Here is a 16931-nt window from a genome sequence, read left to right as displayed (position 1 = left end):
ACCGCCGGGCGAACACCTTCCCCGACCCCCGGAGCCCACCCGCCCCCAACCGTCCCCAGGGCCCCCTGAACAACGCCAACGCCCAGGTCAGGCAACGATTCCAACGCGGGTGCCGCGTGCTCTGCCCGAACGGTGTTCGGGCAGATAGCATGCGCAGGCTCCGATCTTGTGCGGGTGCCCGGCCGTCGAGCGCGATCCGGCCGGCTCCCGCCTCCCCGGCACGGGAAATGCGTGCAGGGGTCCAGGACTCGAACGGGAACCGCCGGACGCGGCAGGGGCATCGGTAAGTGCGGTGGCGATGCCGGTGGCACCACGGCGGCGGCCGCGTCCGCGACGGACGCGCCGACCGGCGGTGTCACCAGGGGCGTGGAGTCGGCCCACGGCATCGACAGGTGGGCGCTTCGGGGGGTAAAGGAAACGTGGCGTATGCGAGAGCACTGCGCACCTGGGGGGTTCCGGCGCTGATGTGCACGGCGCTGCTGGCCGGGTGCACGAGCGCGGAAGACGACGGGGGCGGTGGGTCAGGCGGCGCGGCGGGCGGCGCGAGTGCGAGCCCGAGCGCGTCCGGCGCCGGCGCGGCGGCACCGGACGCGGACGCTTCGGCGATCGGCATGCCCGCGGCGTCGCCCACCATCGAGACGGACCCGGCGAAGCAGCCGAGGAACCCGGCCGGGGCGAGGGCGCTGGTGCGCCGCGTCATCGCGGAACCGGAGCTGTTCGGTGGCGGCGTCGACCGGGCCGCCCCGTACGAGAGCGACCCGACCATGTGGGCGGTGCTGCGCGACCAGTGCGCGAGGCAGCGCGAGAAGCTGCCCGCCGACGTGCTGGCCACGCTCACCCGCCACTTCGAGGTCCCCGCGTCCGGCGGCAAGGGATCGATGCGGCTGACGGCCACGGTCACCGTGCACCGCACGAAAGTGGACGCGGCCTGGGAGGAGGCCGGGATGCTCCAGGAGGCGCTGGGCTGCCAGGAGGAGACGCTCAGCCCCGGCTAGCGGCTCACCGGCCTCGTCTCCACCGCCTTGGCATGGGGCGAGGGCGCCAACTCCTACGCCGACGACTCGCTGCTGGAATCGGGCGCGTGCGTCAGCGACACCCGCGGCGGCCCGTACCCGTACTTCTTCGAACAGGCCACGCTCGGACCGGTCGTGGTCGGCGTCTCGGCATGCGGCGGCCGGGGCCGCGAGGAGCAGAAGCTCGACGACCCCGCGTCGGAGGCGCTGGCCGGGATGGTGCAGCGGGTGCAGCAGGCGATCGGCCGTGACACCGGACCAGGCTCCGCGGCACCGAGCCAGGACACCCCGGCCGGCGGCACCAAGGCCCCCGGCACGAAGGAGCGCTCGTGATGGAGAGGCTGCTGCCCTCGGACCCGTCGCACCTGGGTGAGCACCGGCTGCTGGGGCGCCTGGGCTCCGGCGGGATGGGCGTCGTCTACCTGGCCCGTACCCCGGGCGGGGAACTCGCCGCGGTGAAGGTGATCCAGCCCGAGTTCGCCGAGGAGCCCGAGTTCCGGGCCCGGTTCCGCCGCGAGGTGGCCTCCGCGCAGCGGGTGGAGGACCCCTTCGTGGTGCGGGCGCTGGCCGCCGACGCGGAGGCCCCCGCCCCGTGGCTCGCCACGGCGTTCGTGCCCGGTCCCTCCCGCGCCGAGGCGGTCGCGGCCTGCGGGCCCCTCCCGGCGGATGCGGTACGCGTGCTGGGCGCGGCGCTGGCCCGCGCGCTGGAGGCCGTGCACCGTGCGGGCCTCGTGCACCGCGACGTCAAGCCGGCCAATGTGCTGCTGGCGCTGGACGGCCCCCGGCTGATCGACTTCGGCATCGCCCGGCCCACCGCCGCCGGGGAGACCACGCTGACCTCGGCCGCCGTCGTCGTCGGCACGCCCGGCCTCCTCTCCCTGGAGCAGGCGCGGGCGGGGCAGGTGAGCGCGGCCAGCGACGTGTTCGCCCTGGGCTGCGTTCTCGCCTACGCCGCCACCGGCCGCCCCCCGTTCGGCACCGGGGCGCTGGACGCGCTGCTCTACCGCACCGTCCACGACGAGCCCGACCTGGCCGGCATCGACGACCCGGAGCTGCGCGCCCTGCTGCCGCGCTGCCTGGCCAAGGACCCCCAGGAGCGGCCCGGCACAGCGGAGGTGGGCGCCGCCCTGCGGCAGGAGGCCCCTCAGGGCGGCATCGACTGGCTGCCCGGCCCGGTGGTGCGGCTGGTCGCGGAGCGGTCGGCCGAGACGCTCGCGCTGCCGGGCATCGAGCCCACCGAGGTCGTCGAGACCGCCGAGGGCGCCACGGCGGCGGCCCGGCCGGGCCGCCGCCGGATCCTGGCCCTGGCGGCGGGCGGGGCGGCGGTGCTCGCGGCGGGCGGCGGAGCGGGCGCCTGGTGGGCGCTGCACGGCGGCGGTACGGGGACCCGCGAGGACGGGTCGGGCGGGCCCCACTGGACCATCGGCGTGCAGGCCGACCTGAGCGGGCCGCAGCGGGCGGCCGGCACGGCGCAGGAGCGGGCCGCGAAGCTGGCCGTGGAGCAGTTCAACGCCCGGGGGGACAAGCCGTTCTCGCTCACCGTCGAGACGGTGGACGACCGGGGCGAGGCTGCCCGTGCGCAGGCCGCGGCACGCCGCCTGACGGGCGACGACACCGTGCTCGCCGTGCTCGGCCCCACCGGCTGCACCTCGGCGCGGGCCGCGGCGCCGGTCTACGAGGGCGCCGGCCTGCCCGTGCTGACGGTGTCGGAACTGTCCATATCCGCCACGCAGTCGAGCCTGGTGGCCCCGCCGAAGGTGTACTTCCGGGCCGCGCCGATGGCCGCGTACAGCCCGTTCACCACGGTCGTCGCGCTCGGCGCGCGCGGCGCCCGCCGCGTGGGGCTGCTGGCCGACCGCGCCGGCGGGATCACCGGCTGGGAGGCGGTCGACATCGCCCACAGTTCGGCCGGCAGCCACCGGATCGACCTGTACGCACGGGTCGTGCCCGGCGCCGAGAGCGATCTCGCGCCCGTCGTCGGCGACATGCTGGACCACGGCGTGGACGGCTTCTACTACAACGGCACCGCCGAGCGGGCCGCCCAGGTCGCCAAGGCGCTCGCCGCGCGGCACTTCACCGGGCCCCGCTATCTCGACGCCTCCTCCGCCACCGCGGCCTTCACCTCCGCGGCGGGTCCCGCCGCGGCCGGCTGGGAGACGCTGACCTCGTACATCAGCCCTCAGGCCGCACCGGTCCGCTCGTTCGCCACCGCGTATCGCCGGCGGTACGGGGGCACGCCGGGCATCTGGGCGCCCGAGGCCTACGACGCGGCGCGCCTGGTCATCGACCGGATCACCTCCCTGGTCGGGGCGGGCCGGCGCCCCGACCGGAGACAGCTGGCAACAGCGCTCGCCAAGTCGCGGTTCAAGGGGCTGGTCACGCGGCGCCGCGCGCTGGCGATCGGCGGGGCCGCCGCCGCGGTCGTCGCCTCCTCGGCGACCGCCGCCGTCCTGCTGAACTCCCGGAACGGCCCGACGCCCGGCGGCACCGCGGCGCAGAAGCTCCCGGTGCGCACCATCGGCCTGCAAGCCGACCTCACCGGCCCCCCAGAAGGAGGTCGGGACGGCGCACGAGCACGGCGTCCGGCTCGCGGTCGCCGCCCACAACGCCCGGCAGGACGCCCGCTTCCGGCTCGCCCTGACCACCTGCGACGACCGGGGCGACGCCATCCGGGCGAAGGACGCGGCACGCCGCCTGCTCGCCACGCCCGGCATGTGCGCCGTGATCGGCCCCACGACCGTGGCGGCCACGCAGGCCGCGGCTCCGGGGTACGCGGCGGCGGCCATGCCGTTCCTGCTGGTCTCCGTCGACGACGGCGAAGCCGGGCTGTCCAAGTCCGCCACGCCCGCCCTCGTGCGCTCCCTCTGCGTGACCCGGGCGTCGGACAGCTACCGGAGCCTGCCGCTGATCTCCTACCTCACCGTCGCGAGCCGGTCCCACCGCGTCGCCGTCATCGAGGACGACGCCGGGGGCGGGCCCGCGTCGCGCCTGACGCGGGACCTGCGCGAGCCCCTGTCCGGGGTGGACACGGTCACCGTCCACCACCTGCCGGCCGGCACGGACGACTTCCGCACGGCCGTGGAGGAGGCGCTCGCCACCGGCCCGCAGGCGGTCGTCCTCGCCGGCACCTCACCCGAGAGGGCCGCCGCCCTCGCCCGGACGCTGACGGCGAAGGGCTTCGCCCGGCCCCGTCTCGGCCCCGAGCCGATCATGCGCCCCGCCTTCCTGGACCGGGCGGGCGCGGCGGCCGAGGGCTGGGTGCTCGAAGCCCGTACACCGAGGCCCAGTCGGACCGCACCGCGGCGGCCCGGACGTTCACACCGCGGCCTACCGCCGGCGCTACGGCACGGCCCCGGCGCGCTGGTCCGCCGAGGCGTACGACGCCGTCGGCCTTCTCGCACAGGCACTGGGTACGTTGGGCGGGGCCGGCGTCGAGCCCGGCCAGGTCGCCGAGCAGCTCTTCCACCAGTCCTACGACGGCGTGGCCAAGCCCGTCCGGTTCACCCAGGACGCTTCCCGCATGCTCCAACCGGAGCGCACCGGCTTCCTGTACCAGGTGCGGGACGGTGCCTTCCGGTTCCTGGGGCGGTACGACCGGGTGCACGGCGGGGGGTGACCGGCGGCGCGCCGGGGTGGCACGCCCGGGAGCCCGGGGGCCGGCCTCACGCCCCGCCGGCCACCCGCGTGCGGAGGAACTCCAGCAGGGCCGCGTTGAACCGCTCGGGCTGCTCGACGCCCGGCAGGTGGCCGGCCCGGTCGATGACGGTCAGCGTGGCGCCCGGGACGAGGCGGTGGATCTCCTCGGCGGTGGCGACCGGGGTGTAGACGTCGTCCGCGCCGACCACGATCAGCACCGGCGTCCGGACGGCGGCGAGGGTGGGGCGGTAGTCGGGGCGTTCGGCCCGTCCCCGCAGGGCCGCGGCGGCGCCCCGCGGATCGGTGGCGCGCATCATGCCCAGGACGTGTGCCGCCGCGTCCGGCAGGGCGGTGACGTTGTACGGGGCGAGCATCTTGCCGATGACCTCGCCCGCGTACCCGTCCATGCCCTCGGCCAGCAGCCGGTCGGCGAGCCGGTTGCGCAGCTCCTTGCCCTCCTCGGTCTCGGCGGGCGCGGAGGTGTCGGACAGCACGAGGGCCCGCACCCGTTCGGGGTGGCGGCGCTGGAACTCCATGATGATCTGGCCGCCCATGGACACCCCGCCGACGACCGCGCGCACCACGCCCAGGTGATCGAGGAGGGCGGCGATGTCGTCCGCGAAGTCGGAGAGGAAGACCGTGCCCGGGGTGACGCTGCTGTCGCCGTAGCCGCGCAGGTCCGGGGCGATCACCCGGTGGCCGGCCGCCACCAGGGCCCCCGCCGTCGGCGCCCAGAGGGTGCGGTTGAACGGATGGCCGTGGACGAGCACGACCGGCAACCCGTCCGACGGACCCTGGTCGTCGTAGTGGATCGTCGCGTCGTCCAGCGTCATCCGGCTCATGACGGGAATTCTAGGAGCCGGGCCGGTGGGCGGCCGGCGCCCTGACGCGCCGCGGGCCCGCCCGCAACGCGCCTCGATGCCTGCCTGTTGCCCGTACCCGCGCCACCGCTATGAAGAAGGCACCCGGACGGAACCGGCACCTACGACTCGACGATCCCCGCGTCATGCGCGAGCAGCCCGGCCTGGGTGCGGTTGACGCAGCCCAGCTTGTCCAGGGTGCGGGACACGTAGCCCTTGATGGTGGCCTCGGAGAGGAACAGCCGCGCCGCGATCTGCGCGTTCGACAGGCCCTCGCCGAGGCCGGCCAGCACCTGGGCCTCCCGCTCGGTCAGCGAGGCGACCAGCTCCCGCGCGCGCTCCCGGGCCGACAGGCTGTCCGTCGACGCCGCGACGAGCCGGCGTGCGGCGGCGGGGGACAGGACGGTGTGGCCCTGGGCCGCCGTGCGCACGAGGCCGATCAGCTCCTCCGGCGGCGTGGACTTGACGAGGAAGCCGGTCGCCCCGGCGCGCAGGGCGCGCAGCACGTACGGGTCGGCGTCGAAGGTCGTCAGCACGACGACGTTCGGCGGGTGAGGCAGCTCGTTGATGCGCTCGATCGCGGTCAGCCCGTCCATGCCCGGCATGCGCAGGTCCATCAGGACGACGTCCGGCCGATGCCGCCGGACGGCTTCGAGGCCGGCCGCCCCGTCCTGTGCGTCGGCGACGACGTCGATATCCTCGGCCGAGCCGAGGATGGTGCGCAGGAACACCCGCACCATGGGCTCGTCGTCCACCACCAGCACTCGGGGCATGCTCACACCGTCGATTCCGCGGTAGGTACCGAGGCGGGCAGGGTCGCCTCGACGTTGAACCCGCCGTCGGGACCGGGTCCGGCACGCAGCTTGCCATGGACCAGCTCGACGCGCTGCCGCAGGTGGACGATGCCGAGGCCGGAGCCGGAGCCCGCGAGGGCGATGCTGGGCCTGCTGGCCGGCGCCGTGTTGTGGACCGTGAGCCGCAGCTGGGCCTCTTCGTACCCGACGCGCACGGTCACGCGCGCGCCGGGCGCGTGTTTGCGGACGTTGGTCAGGGCCTCGCGCAGCACGCGGTAGGCGATGCGGCCCACCACCGGTGAGGCGAGCGCCGGATCGCCCTCCTGGATCAGCTCGGTGGGTATCCCCACGGCGACCGACTCGGCGACCAGGTCGTCGAAGCCCCCCACCGAGGGCGTGTGGTCACCGTCCGAGGGGGCCCGCAGGATGCCGACCACGTCGCGGAGTTCGTCCAGGGCCTGGCAGCCCGCCGCCCGCAGGTCCTCGGCGGCCTGCCGGACCGCCTCGTCCTTCGCGGTCACGCGCAGCGCCCCGGCCTGCAGCACCATCAGGCTCACCCGGTGGGTGACGACGTCGTGCATCTCACCGGCCAGCCGCGCACGTTCCTCCGCGCGGGCCCGCTCGGCCAGCAGGTGCTGCTCCCGCTCGGCCCGTTCCACCAGGGCGAGGACCATCTTGCGGCGGGCGTCGAAGTACAGCGCGAGCAGCGGGCCGACGCCGGTGCGCAGCAGTCCGATCGTCATGATCGTCGCCGTCGAGTCCCAGGGCCGCATGACGACGACGGTGAAGGCGGCGAGCGTGGCGAACGCTACTTTTCGGCCCGGGTGGTAGAACAGCGGACCGTACGCGGCCATCATCGTGGACAGCGGGGCCCAGGAGTTCGCGTGGTGAGCCGGCGTCAGCGCGCCCGCCGGTGAGATCAGCAGCGTCACCGCCAGCGTGAAGGCGCCGAGCAGGCCGACGACGGTGAGCGGGGCGATGCGGCGGACGGCCAGCGAACCGCAGGCCAGCGCCTGCATGCCCAGCATGACCCAGGCCAGGGCGCCCGGGTGGTGTGGCCACCAGGTGGCGCCGAGCAGCGTCAGGCCGGTGTCGAGCAGCGTGAAGGCGACCGCGATCGCCACGTCCAGGGCGACCCAGTGCCTCCGGTGCCACGGTGCCTGCGTCGTCATGGCTTCTACCGTATGGTGTGGGCGCCGCCCCCCCGGCCGCCGCTGCGATCACCTGGTACGTCCGCCACAGGCGGACCCTACGAAAGTCGTATGCCACCCCCGTCAAGTAGCCGTTCGTCGCCCGCGGACCCGACCGCCGGCCCTTCCGGACGGGGCCCGCCTGCCCTGGAATAGAGCCATGGCCACGACAAACAATCCGGTCACGCCGACCCCCTGGCTGGGGCGCTACACGATCGACGCGAACCGCTCCTCCATCACCTTCAGAACCCGCCACTTCTTCCAGTTGCTGCCGGCGAAGGGCGCCTTCGCGATCCGCGGCGGAACGGTCGAGGTGGCCGAGCCGCTCGCCGAGTCGAGCCTCGCGGTGGAGGTCGACGCCGCCGGCTTCCGCACGGGCAACGCCCAACGCGACCAGCACGTGAGGTCCGAGGCGTTCCTCGACGTCACGCGCCACCCCCTGATCACGTTCGCCTCCGGCAGCGTCGACGCCACCGCGGTCTCCGGCACGCTCACCGTCCGCGACGTCTCCAGGCCCGTGAGCCTGGCGATCGAGCACGCCGAGGTGTCCGCCGAGACCTTCACCGTGCGCGCCACGGCCCGGATCGACCGCCACGACTTCGGCGTGAGTGCGTCGCGCCTGATGGCGGGGCGGTTCCTCGACATGACCTTCGAGGTCACCTGCGTGCGGCGCTGACCAGGCGAGCGCACACCATCGGACCACGGGAGGGGACCATGACCGACGCAGTCGTGGTGGAAGGCCTGCACAAGAGATACGGCAGCATCCATGCCGTGAACGGCGTGAGCTTCACCGTCGAGCACGGTGAGATCTTCGCGCTGCTCGGCCGCAACGGGGCGGGCAAGTCGACCGCCATGGAGATACTTGAGGGCTTCCGCACCCGGGACAGCGGGCGTGCCGACGTGCTCGGCTACGACCCGGGGAACCGGGCCACCAAGCGGGAGCTGAGCGAGCGCATCGGCCTCGTGCTGCAGGACATCGCGGTCGAGCCGTACCTGACGGTCCGCGAGACCATCGCCCGCAACGCCGGCTACTACGCGGCGCCGCGCGACATCGACGAGGTGATCGGCCTCGTCGACCTCGTCGGGCAGGAGAGGAAGAAGGTCCGGACGCTCTCCGGTGGCCAGAAGCGCCGCCTGGACCTGGCGCTGGGGATCATCGGCAACCCGACCCTGCTCTTCCTCGACGAGCCGACGACCGGCTTCGACCCGAACGCCCGCCGGGACGCCTGGGAGCTGGTGCGGAACATGCGCGACGCGGGGATGACGATCCTGCTCACCACGCACTACATGGAAGAGGCCCAGGTGCTGGCCGACCGGGTGGCCGTGATCTCCGCCGGGAGGATCGTGGCCGAGGGCACTCCCGACACCCTCGGCGGGCGCGACACCGCCCGGACCCGCATCCGTTTCGAACTGCCCGAGGGGTGCCCGATCACCGATCTGCCGGTGGCCGCGAGGACGGGCGAGGGCCATCTGGTCACCGTGGAGTCCGAGGAACCGACCCGCACGCTGCACCAGCTCACCGAATGGGCGCTGGCCCGGGGCTCGGTGCTGGCCCGGCTGACCGTCGACCGGCCCAGCCTGGAGGACGTCTACCTGCATCTGACCGGCGACGACCAGAGCGCGCCGGAACCCACGCTGGAAGGGAGCGCGCAGTGAGTGCCACCGTTTCCGGCGCGGCGGACCGGCAGGCCGCCCCCCGCCGCGGGGCCGGCCTCGTGTGGCATCAGATCCGCTACGAGCAGCTGACCTTCTGGCGCAACCCGCAGAGCGCCTTCTTCACCTTCGTCTTCCCGATCCTGATCATCGTGATCTTCGGCGGGCTGTTCGGCGGCGCCGAGGACTCCTCGTTCTACTACGGCGGGAACGCGCTCCAGTACTACGTGTCCACGATCGCCGGCATGTCCGTGCTGAGCGCCTGCTACAGCCAGCTGGCCATCGTGCTCGCGACGCGGCGCCAGAACGGGATCCTCAAGCGGGTCCGTGCGACGCCCCTGCCGGCCTCGGTGTACTTCGTCGGCCTGCTGGCGCACTGCGTCCTGGTGAGCTTCGTCGACGTCCTGCTCATCCTGGTGGTCGGCCGGTTCTACGGCCTCGAACTGCCGGCGGCCTCGCAGTGGCTGCCGCTCGTCGTGTCGCTGGCGCTCGGCGCTGCCGCCTTCTGCGCGCTGGGCATCGCGATCGCCTCGCTGATCAGGAACGCGGACGCGGCGCCCGCGGTGGTGCAGTTCATCCTCTTCCCGCTGCTGATCATCTCGGGTACCTACGTGCCGATCCACGGCGTCATCGACACGATCTCCGGGATGCTGCCGGTGAAGCCGCTGAACGACGCGCTCCTCACGGCGTTCACCAGCCACACCGCCGGTTTCCGCTGGCACGACTGCCTGACGCTGCTCGTGTGGGGCGTGATCGCCTCGGCGGTGGGCATCCGGCGGTTCCGCTGGGACCCGCGGCCCGAGTAGACCGATCGATGCGACGACGCGCGAGGTGGACATGCCCAGCACATGTGTGGTGATCGTCGGAGCCGGGCCGGCCGGGCTGGCGACGGCCCGTGGCCTGGCGGACGCCGGGGTCCCGTGTCTCGTGCTCGAAAAGGAGAGCAGAGCCGCCATCGAGAACCAGCCGCGGGCCGGCTACCTGGAGGAGTGGGCGGCGCGTGCGCTGTCCGAGCGCGGTATCGCGGACCCGCTGGGCGCCGGCGCGGGCGTTCAGGGGAACTGTGAGTTCCGCTTCGAGGGCGCCTGCCACGTCTTCGACTACGAGGAGCTGACGGGCGACAGGCACGTCGTGTACCCGCAGCAGCAGCTGGTCCGGGACCTGCTCCACGCGTACGTCGACGAGGCCGGGGGTGCGATCGAGTTCGAGGTGGCGGACGTCGGGTTCGAGGGGGTGACCACCGGGAAGCCCGCTGTCTCCTACACCGACCGGTCGGGGGCGCGGCGCCTGGTCGGGTGCGAGGTCATCGTGGGAGCCGATGGTGCGCGGGGCGTGTCCCGACGGGCGATCACGGATCTTGGCGCCCGCGTTCTCCGCAGCGACCTGGGGGTCCGCTGGCTCACGGTCCTCGCGCAGGCGCCTCCGTCGTGTGATCGTGTCGCCTTCGGGATGCACCGGAGCGGGTTCGCGATGTTCGCGGCACGTGGACCGCGGACCACGCGCTACTACCTGGAGCTGCCCGCCGGCGACGAGGCGGAGGACTGGCCGGACGAGCGGATCTGGCAGGAGCTCACCAGGCGCCTTGAGGCGGCCGACCGGCCGCCCGTCTCGCCGGGCCCGATCACCGAGAAGCGGGTCCTGGACATGCACAACTACGTGGTCGAGCCGATGAGTCTCGGCCGCCTCCACCTGGTCGGCGACTCGGCCCACCTGCTGGCCCCCATCGCGGCGAAGGGCATGAACCTCGCCCTGAGCGACGCGTTCATCCTCACCGACGCGCTGGCGGACCACTTGGTCCGCGGGTCGGGCGGGGGCCTCGCGGAGTACACGGAGCGGGCGCTCCAACGCGTGTGGCAGTACCAGGAGTTCACGCAGTGGCTCTCCGAGATCATGCACGGCCCGTCGTCCGGTGATCCGTTCCGCGCGCGGACGGCGGGCGTCAGGCTGCGCCGTCTGACGGGATCGAGGCGCTTCGCCCGCGCCGTCGCGGACCTCTACCTGGGCATCGACGCCGAGTTCTAGCCGCGCACCGCCGCCTGCCCAAGCCTCGGCCCGCGCCTCGGCCGCCCCCGGCCCCGGTCCCGGGCTCAGGGGGTGGCCGGGGTGAGCACCACGAAGTCCGCGTTCGACGGGTCGAGGCAGACGGCCAGGCGGCCGACGCCCTCCGCGTCCTCGGGCCCCATCTGGAGGCCCCCGCCCTTCTCGGTGACCTTGGCGGTGGCGGCGTCGCAGTCGGCGACGTCGAAGACCGGGTGCCAGTACGGCCGGCCGTCCGCCAGGGCGAGGTGCTCCTTGGGGAGTTCCATGACGCCGCCCTGCATGCGCTCCTCGGGGAGCCCGGCCGGGGTGATGAGGGAGTACGTGCCCCCGCCGCCGGGCAGCTCCATGTCGCCGAACCGCCAGCCGAAGACGGTCCCGTAGAACTCCTTGGCGGACGCGGCGTCGCTCGTGTACAGCTCCGTCCAGGCCAGCGAGCCGGGCTGGTCCACCAGCTCGACGCCCCCGCCCTTGCCCGGCTGCCACACGGCGAACTGGCCTCCCAGCGGGTCGCTGTACTGCGCCATCCGCCCCCAGCCGTCGAGGTCCGTCGGCGGGACCCGCACGGTGCCGCCCGCGCCTTGAACCGCCTGCGTCGCGGCGTCGGCGTCGGGGACGCTGTAGTAGATCATCCAGGCCGGGCGCGCGCCCTTCTCGGTGAGCTTGCCGAGCCCCGCGACGGTCTTCCCGTCCTTGCGGAACATGCCGCCCTCCACGTCCTGACCCTCCCCCGCCTCCATCGGCTGGTACTCCCACCCGAGCACGGCGCCGTAGAAGGCCGCGGCGGCGGGGATGTCCCGGACGCCGAGGTCGAGCCAGCAGGGGGTGCCGGGAGCGAAATCGGTGGTGATCATGGCGATGGCCCTTTCCGGTGACGGCCTTGTCCGCGGGATCCTGTCCGGGCACCAGCGTGACACCGGGGACTGACAACCGCCTCTCGGCGGCTCGTGCGGTCGGGGCGACGGGCCGCCGGGCCCCTACCGGGCCGTTGCCGGACGGCTCCCGGATCGCTCCCCTCGGTGCCGCCGGTCTCACCCACCGTGAACGTGAGGCGCGCTCACCGCCGCCACGGCACCGTTCCGCCACGCCCGCTGTTTGCGATGCCCGCGGAGGGACACTGGAGGGGAGCGGGTGAAGACCGTGGGCCGCGAGGCGCCCCCGACGAGGGCGCCGCGCAGGCGTTCACCGGCCGCCCCCGACGGGCCACGGAGAGGAGCACACGGCCACCATGACCAGCATCTTTCGCCGAATCGCCGACCTCTTCCGGATGAAGGCGAACAAGGCACTGGACCGTGCCGAGGACCCGCGCGAGGTCCTCGACTACTCGTACCAGCGGCAGCTGGAGATGTTGCAGCGGGTGCGGCGCGGCCTGGCCGACGTCGCCACCAGCCGCAAGCGGATCGAGAACCAGTCGGCACAGCTGCGGCAGTCCGGCGAGAAGCTGGAGGGCCAGGCGCAGCAGGCGCTCGCCACCGGCCGCGAGGATCTGGCCCGCGAGGCGCTGAGCCGGCGGACGTCGGTCGTCGCCCAGATCCAGGACCTCGACGGCCAGCAGGCGACCTTGCAGGAGCAGGAGGAGAAGCTCACCCTCTCCGCGCAGCGCCTCCAGACGCAGGTCGACACGTTCCGTACCCGCAAGGAGACCATCAAGGCCGGCTACACCGCGGCCGAGGCCCGGACCCGCGTCACCGAGGCGGTCTCCGGCATCGGCGACGAGATGGGCGACGTCGGCATGGCCGTGCAGCGCGCCCAGGACAAGACCGAGCAGCTACAGGCCCGGGCCGGCGCCCTGGACGAGCTGATCGACACGGGCGCCCTGGACGACGCCTCCCTCACCACGAGCCGTGACGACATCCAGCGGGAGCTGGACGCGGCAGGCGGCGACCAGGACGTGGAGGCCCAGCTGACCAGGATGAAGGCGGAACTCCCGGGCTCGGCTCCCCGGGCGGCCGTGGAGGCGGGCGACGGCGACACGGGCGAGTCGTCGGAGCCCTCGGCGTCTTCACAGTCCTCCGAGTCGTCGGGGTCTTCACGCCCCGAGCCCCGCGAGGCGGAGGCCGCACCGGAAGCTCCTTCCGGCCAGGAGAGGCCCGACGAGGGTCGTTGACGGCTGGGCGGTGCGGCTCAGCCCTGGAATTCGCTGGCGCCGAGTGCGAAGTCCCAGTGCCCCACTCCGTGGCCGGCGAGGGCCACCGTCACCACACCAGCTCCTTCCAGCCAGTGCGCCATCTTCAGGCCGCCGACGTCCAGCGGGCGCAGCCCGAGACTCTTGATGAACGCCTCCATGCCCGCCTTGGCCTGCGCGCTGTCGCCGGCGATGAAGACGTCGGGCCGACCCTTATCCAGGACACCGCGGAAGACGGTGTTGAACGCCTTCACCACGCTGGCGCCGGCCGGGGCCACTTTGGCGACTTCCTGCGCGATCGAGGTTTCCTCGTCGTGGGCCAGCCCGTCGAACGCGGAATTGAACGGGTTGCTGATGTCGACGATGATCTTGCCCGCGAGGGCGTCTCCGAACCGGGTGACGGCAGGGACGACAGCGTCGAACAACAGGGCCACGATGACGATGTCCCCGGCCGGGGCGGCACCCCACTCCCCTGTCGTGGCCCCGCCGCCGAGAGCCTTGGCGAGGTCGACGGCCTTGGACCGGTCGCGGCCGATGACCTCGACGGTGTTGCCGCCCGCCATCGCCCGCGCGCCGATGGTGCGGGCCATGTTCCCGGTGCCGATGATGCTGATGCTGCTCATGAGGTGTGTCCTCTTCCTTCTCGAGCTTTCGCCTGGCCGCTTCAGGCCGACCACGGGTCGGTGCGCGGCGGTCAGATGACGGTGGCGCCGCCGTCGGTGACCAGTTCCAGGCCGTTGACGTAGCTGGAGTCGTCGGAGGCGAGGAAGAGCGCGACCTGCGCGATCTCTTCGGGGCGGCCCATCTTTCCGCGGGGGATCAGGGACTCGAAGGCCTTCATGGTCGCCTCGTCGAACACCTCTTCCTGCTTCGCCGTGGCGACCTGGCCGGGGGTGAGGACGTTGACGCGGATGCGCCGGTCCTTGAGCTCGTTGAGCCATACGCGGGCCCAGGCCTGCTGTACGGCCTTGCTGCCGGCGTACACGCTCCATCCGGGAAAGCCCCGGAGGGAGGCGTTCGAGCCGGTCATGAAGATCGAGGCGCCGTCGTTGAGGAGCGGCAGCGCCTTTTGCACGGTGAACAGGGTGCCGCGCGCGTTGAGCCAGAAGGCGGTGTGGAACTGGGCCTCGGTGATCTCGCCGAGCTTGCCCTGCTCACCCGTCCCGGCGCTGGCCCACAGTATGTCGATCGAGCCCTTCTCCTCCTTGACCGCGGAGTACAAGCGGTCCAGGTCGTCCAGGTCGGACGCATCGCCCTGCACGCCGGTGACGTTCCGGCCGATCAGCTTGACGGCATCGTCCAGCGCTTCCTGCCGCCGGCCCATGACGAAGACGTGGGCTCCTTCTTCAACGAACAGGTGAGCGCCGGCCAGCGCCATACCGGTCGTGCCGCCGGTGATCACCGCCACCTTGCCGTCGAGCTTTCCCATGATCACTCCAATGAACTGCCGGGTATTCGGAACAGCCCGGACGCATTACGTATACCGACCTGTGTGCTTAACGTACCGAGGGGCCGGCCGGAGCGCAAGCTATGTACACCGATCGGTACCCCTTGGGTTACGCTGGAGCCATGACGGACTTGGAGAAGGGCCCCCAGGGCCGGCGCCGCGGCAGGGGCGCGCTTGAGCGCATGATCGGCGCGTCCCGGCAACTCTTCCGCGACCAGGGCATCAACCGCACCGGGATGGACCAGCTCTGCGCCGTGGCCCAGGTCTCGAAGCGCACGGCCTACCAGCACTTCACCAGCAAGGACGAACTCGTTGCCGAATACCTGCGCCGGTTCGATCCCGACCTGATGTCAGCGGTGTTCGACCGCGCCGACCTCACCCCTCGTGAACGACTGCTCGCCGCCTTCGAGCTGCCCACGTCCGGGACGGACGACCTCACGCCCATGTGCCCCTACATCTCGGCGGCCGTCGAACTCCACGACCCCCAACACCCCGCGTCCCAGTACGCACGCGACTACAAGAAGGCGATCGCCGCGCGCCTGGCCGCAACCGCCCGCGAAGCCGGCGCCACCGACCCCGAGCAGCTAGGCGAACAGCTCGCCCTGCTCCTCGACGGCGCCGCGGCCCGCACCCGGGTCCTCAACGCCGAATCCTTCCCCACCGCCGCCGCCATCGCCGCCGTCCTCATCGACACCGCCATCCCCAGCGCACCCCGGCGGTGACCGCGGAAGGGTTCACCACCATTCAGGTGCGATTCGGCTGTTCGGCCTGGGCCGCGGTCGCTTCGGTCACGTACCGGCACGACGTCCGGGCCCCCGCCCGGCTCCCGCAGGGTCTGTCCCCCCGGCCGGCCGCCCCATAGCCTTGGTTCAGTAGTCAACTACTGATTCGAGGGAGCTCCATGTCCACCGCGCAGCAGGTCCCCGACATCCTCTCAGCCGAGTTCGCAGCGGATCCCTACCCGGCCTACCGGATGATGCGTGACAGCGCGCCCCTCATCTGGCACGAGGGCATGAAGAGCTACATCGTCTCGCGCTACGAGGACGTGGAGCGCGTCTTCAAGGACAGGGACGGCGAGTTCACCACCGACAACTACGACTGGCAGCTCGAACCCGTGCACGGCAAGACGATCCTTCAGCTCAGCGGCCGGGAGCACTCCGTGCGCCGGGCCCTCGTCGCGCCCGCCTTCCGCGGCAGCGAGCTCCAGGAGAAGTTCCTGCCCGTCATCGAGCGCAACTCCCGCGAACTGATCGACGGCTTCCGGCACACGGGCTCCGCCGACCTCGTCTCCGACTACGCCACCCGCTTCCCGGTCAACGTGATCGCCGACATGCTGGGCCTCGACAAGGCCGACCACGAGCGCTTCCACGGGTGGTACACGGCCGTCATCGCCTTCCTCGGCAACCTCTCGGCCGACCCCGAGGTGGCCGCGGCGGGAGAGCGGACCCGCGTCGAGTTCGCCGAGTACATGCTGCCGATCATCCGCGAGCGCCGCGACAACCTCGGCGAGGACCTGCTGTCCACGCTGTGCGCCGCCGAGGTCGACGGCGTGCGGATGAGCGACGAGGACATCAAGGCGTTCTGCAGCCTGCTGCTCGCCGCCGGCGGCGAGACCACCGACAAGGCGATCGCCAGCATCTTCGCGAACCTGCTGCTCCACCCCGACCAGCTCGAAGCCGTCCGCGCGGACCGGAGCCTGATACCGCGGGCCTTCGCCGAGACGCTGCGCTACACCCCGCCCGTCCACATGATCATGCGGCAGTCCGCGTCCGAGGTGGCGCTCAGCGGCGGCACCGTGCCCGGCGGCTCCACCGTCACCTGCCTGATCGGCTCCGCCAACCGCGACGAGAGCCGCTACGGCGACCCCGACCGCTTCGACATCTTCCGCGACGACCTCACCACCACGACCGCGTTCTCGGCCGCCGCCGACCACCTCGCCTTCGCGCTCGGCCGGCACTTCTGCGTCGGCGCGCTGCTGGCCAAGTCCGAGGTGGAGACCGGCGTCGACCAGCTCCTCGACGCCATGCCCGACCTGCGCCTCGCGGACGGCTTCGACCCCGCCGAGCAGGGCGTCTTCACCCGCGGACCGGCGTCCCTGCCGGTCCGGTTCACGCCCCGGACCGCCTGACCGGCGCCGCGGCCGATGTGGTGGGCCCCGCCCGGGGCCCACCCCGCT

At 72.9% G+C, this 16931-nt stretch carries 17 protein-coding genes and 3 pseudogenes; 13 read left to right on the top strand and 7 right to left on the bottom strand.

Features of this window, described 5'->3' with window-relative positions; translation table 11 throughout:
* The first annotated feature begins 419 nt into the window (after positions 1-419).
* The 3 genes and pseudogenes from Sm713_RS05690 to Sm713_RS40155 all read left to right on the top strand — a co-directional run.
* A complete protein-coding gene (locus Sm713_RS05690; protein ID WP_212908568.1) occupies positions 420-995 on the top strand; it encodes a hypothetical protein in 576 nt (191 codons plus the stop codon).
* Positions 996-1022: 27 nt separating this feature from the next.
* A complete protein-coding gene (locus Sm713_RS05685) occupies positions 1023-1346 on the top strand; it encodes a hypothetical protein (RefSeq protein ID WP_212908567.1) in 324 nt (107 codons plus the stop codon).
* Positions 1346-2071 (top strand): annotated as a pseudogene (locus Sm713_RS40155) (serine/threonine-protein kinase); the annotation flags it as partial. The gene Sm713_RS05685 and the pseudogene Sm713_RS40155, both read left to right, overlap by 1 nt.
* Before the next feature lie 86 nt (positions 2072-2157).
* Here Sm713_RS40155 and Sm713_RS40150 read toward each other — a convergent pair.
* Entirely contained in the window at positions 2158-2553 is a 396-nt protein-coding gene (locus Sm713_RS40150) for a hypothetical protein (protein WP_249416117.1), read from the bottom strand.
* Here Sm713_RS40150 and Sm713_RS40145 point away from each other — a divergent pair.
* From Sm713_RS40145 to Sm713_RS05670, 3 genes and pseudogenes are all read left to right on the top strand, one after another.
* A pseudogene (locus tag Sm713_RS40145) lies at positions 2441-3337 on the top strand (ABC transporter substrate-binding protein); the annotation flags it as partial. The gene Sm713_RS40150 and the pseudogene Sm713_RS40145 overlap by 113 nt on opposite strands.
* Positions 3338-3569: 232 nt before the next feature.
* Positions 3570-4256, top strand: a pseudogene (locus tag Sm713_RS41605) (ABC transporter substrate-binding protein); the annotation flags it as partial.
* Between the two features lie 172 nt (positions 4257-4428).
* Positions 4429-4629, top strand: a complete 201-nt coding sequence (locus Sm713_RS05670; protein WP_212908566.1) for a hypothetical protein — start codon at positions 4429-4431, stop codon at positions 4627-4629.
* A gap of 46 nt (positions 4630-4675) precedes the next feature.
* Here Sm713_RS05670 and Sm713_RS05665 read toward each other — a convergent pair whose 3' ends face one another.
* From Sm713_RS05665 to Sm713_RS05655, 3 genes are all read right to left on the bottom strand, one after another.
* Positions 4676-5491, bottom strand: coding sequence for an alpha/beta fold hydrolase (locus Sm713_RS05665; RefSeq protein ID WP_212908565.1), 816 nt, complete (start codon positions 5489-5491; stop codon positions 4676-4678).
* 140 nt (positions 5492-5631) lie between these two features.
* Positions 5632-6282 carry a response regulator transcription factor gene (locus Sm713_RS05660; protein WP_212908564.1) on the bottom strand — a complete coding sequence of 217 codons (651 nt, stop codon included), beginning with the start codon at positions 6280-6282 and terminating at the stop codon, positions 5632-5634.
* A gap of 2 nt (positions 6283-6284) precedes the next feature.
* Positions 6285-7475, bottom strand: coding sequence for a histidine kinase (locus Sm713_RS05655; RefSeq protein ID WP_212908563.1), 1191 nt, complete (start codon positions 7473-7475; stop codon positions 6285-6287).
* Between the two features lie 178 nt (positions 7476-7653).
* Here Sm713_RS05655 and Sm713_RS05650 point away from each other — a divergent pair, with 178 nt between their 5' ends.
* From Sm713_RS05650 to Sm713_RS05635, 4 genes are read left to right on the top strand one after another with little or no spacing between them, the layout of a single operon-like run.
* Positions 7654-8169: a YceI family protein gene (locus Sm713_RS05650; protein WP_212908562.1), complete on the top strand. Its 516-nt coding sequence runs from the start codon at positions 7654-7656 to the stop codon at positions 8167-8169.
* 38 nt (positions 8170-8207) lie between these two features.
* The gene (locus Sm713_RS05645; protein ID WP_212908561.1) at positions 8208-9149 is read left to right on the top strand and encodes an ABC transporter ATP-binding protein; all 942 of its coding nucleotides are present in this window, start codon (positions 8208-8210) and stop codon (positions 9147-9149) included.
* Positions 9146-9952 (top strand): ABC transporter permease, encoded by an 807-nt coding sequence (locus Sm713_RS05640; protein WP_249416116.1) that lies wholly within the window; start codon positions 9146-9148, stop codon positions 9950-9952. The genes Sm713_RS05645 and Sm713_RS05640 overlap by 4 nt, the downstream gene beginning before the upstream one ends.
* A 31-nt stretch (positions 9953-9983) precedes the next feature.
* Positions 9984-11168, top strand: coding sequence for a 4-hydroxybenzoate 3-monooxygenase (locus Sm713_RS05635; RefSeq protein ID WP_212908560.1), 1185 nt, complete (start codon positions 9984-9986; stop codon positions 11166-11168).
* 65 nt (positions 11169-11233) lie between these two features.
* Here Sm713_RS05635 and Sm713_RS05630 read toward each other — a convergent pair whose 3' ends face one another.
* Positions 11234-12037, bottom strand: coding sequence for a VOC family protein (locus tag Sm713_RS05630; RefSeq protein ID WP_212908559.1), 804 nt, complete (start codon positions 12035-12037; stop codon positions 11234-11236).
* 374 nt (positions 12038-12411) lie between these two features.
* On the opposite strand from Sm713_RS05630, the gene Sm713_RS05625 reads away from it, so the two are divergent.
* Positions 12412-13290, top strand: coding sequence for a PspA/IM30 family protein (locus Sm713_RS05625; protein WP_212908558.1), 879 nt, complete (start codon positions 12412-12414; stop codon positions 13288-13290).
* Positions 13291-13307: 17 nt separating this feature from the next.
* On the opposite strand, the gene Sm713_RS05620 is transcribed toward Sm713_RS05625, so the two are convergent.
* Together Sm713_RS05620 and Sm713_RS05615 are read right to left on the bottom strand one after the other, a co-directional pair.
* Positions 13308-13931 (bottom strand): NADPH-dependent F420 reductase, encoded by a 624-nt coding sequence (locus Sm713_RS05620; RefSeq protein ID WP_212908557.1) that lies wholly within the window; start codon positions 13929-13931, stop codon positions 13308-13310.
* Positions 13932-14002: 71 nt separating this feature from the next.
* Positions 14003-14737, bottom strand: a complete 735-nt coding sequence (locus Sm713_RS05615; RefSeq protein WP_212908556.1) for an SDR family NAD(P)-dependent oxidoreductase — start codon at positions 14735-14737, stop codon at positions 14003-14005.
* Positions 14738-14877: 140 nt separating this feature from the next.
* Here Sm713_RS05615 and Sm713_RS05610 point away from each other — a divergent pair, with 140 nt between their 5' ends.
* Complete coding sequence (locus tag Sm713_RS05610; RefSeq protein WP_212908555.1) at positions 14878-15477, top strand: TetR/AcrR family transcriptional regulator; 600 nt, start codon at positions 14878-14880, stop codon at positions 15475-15477.
* Positions 15478-15656: 179 nt separating this feature from the next.
* The gene (locus Sm713_RS05605) at positions 15657-16883 is read left to right on the top strand and encodes a cytochrome P450 (RefSeq protein WP_212908554.1); all 1227 of its coding nucleotides are present in this window, start codon (positions 15657-15659) and stop codon (positions 16881-16883) included.
* Positions 16884-16931 lie beyond the last annotated feature (48 nt).

Source organism: Streptomyces sp. TS71-3 (genome assembly GCF_018327685.1).
Taxonomy (GTDB): domain Bacteria; phylum Actinomycetota; class Actinomycetes; order Streptomycetales; family Streptomycetaceae; genus Streptomyces.
This window is presented reverse-complemented; position numbering and strand designations above follow the sequence as displayed.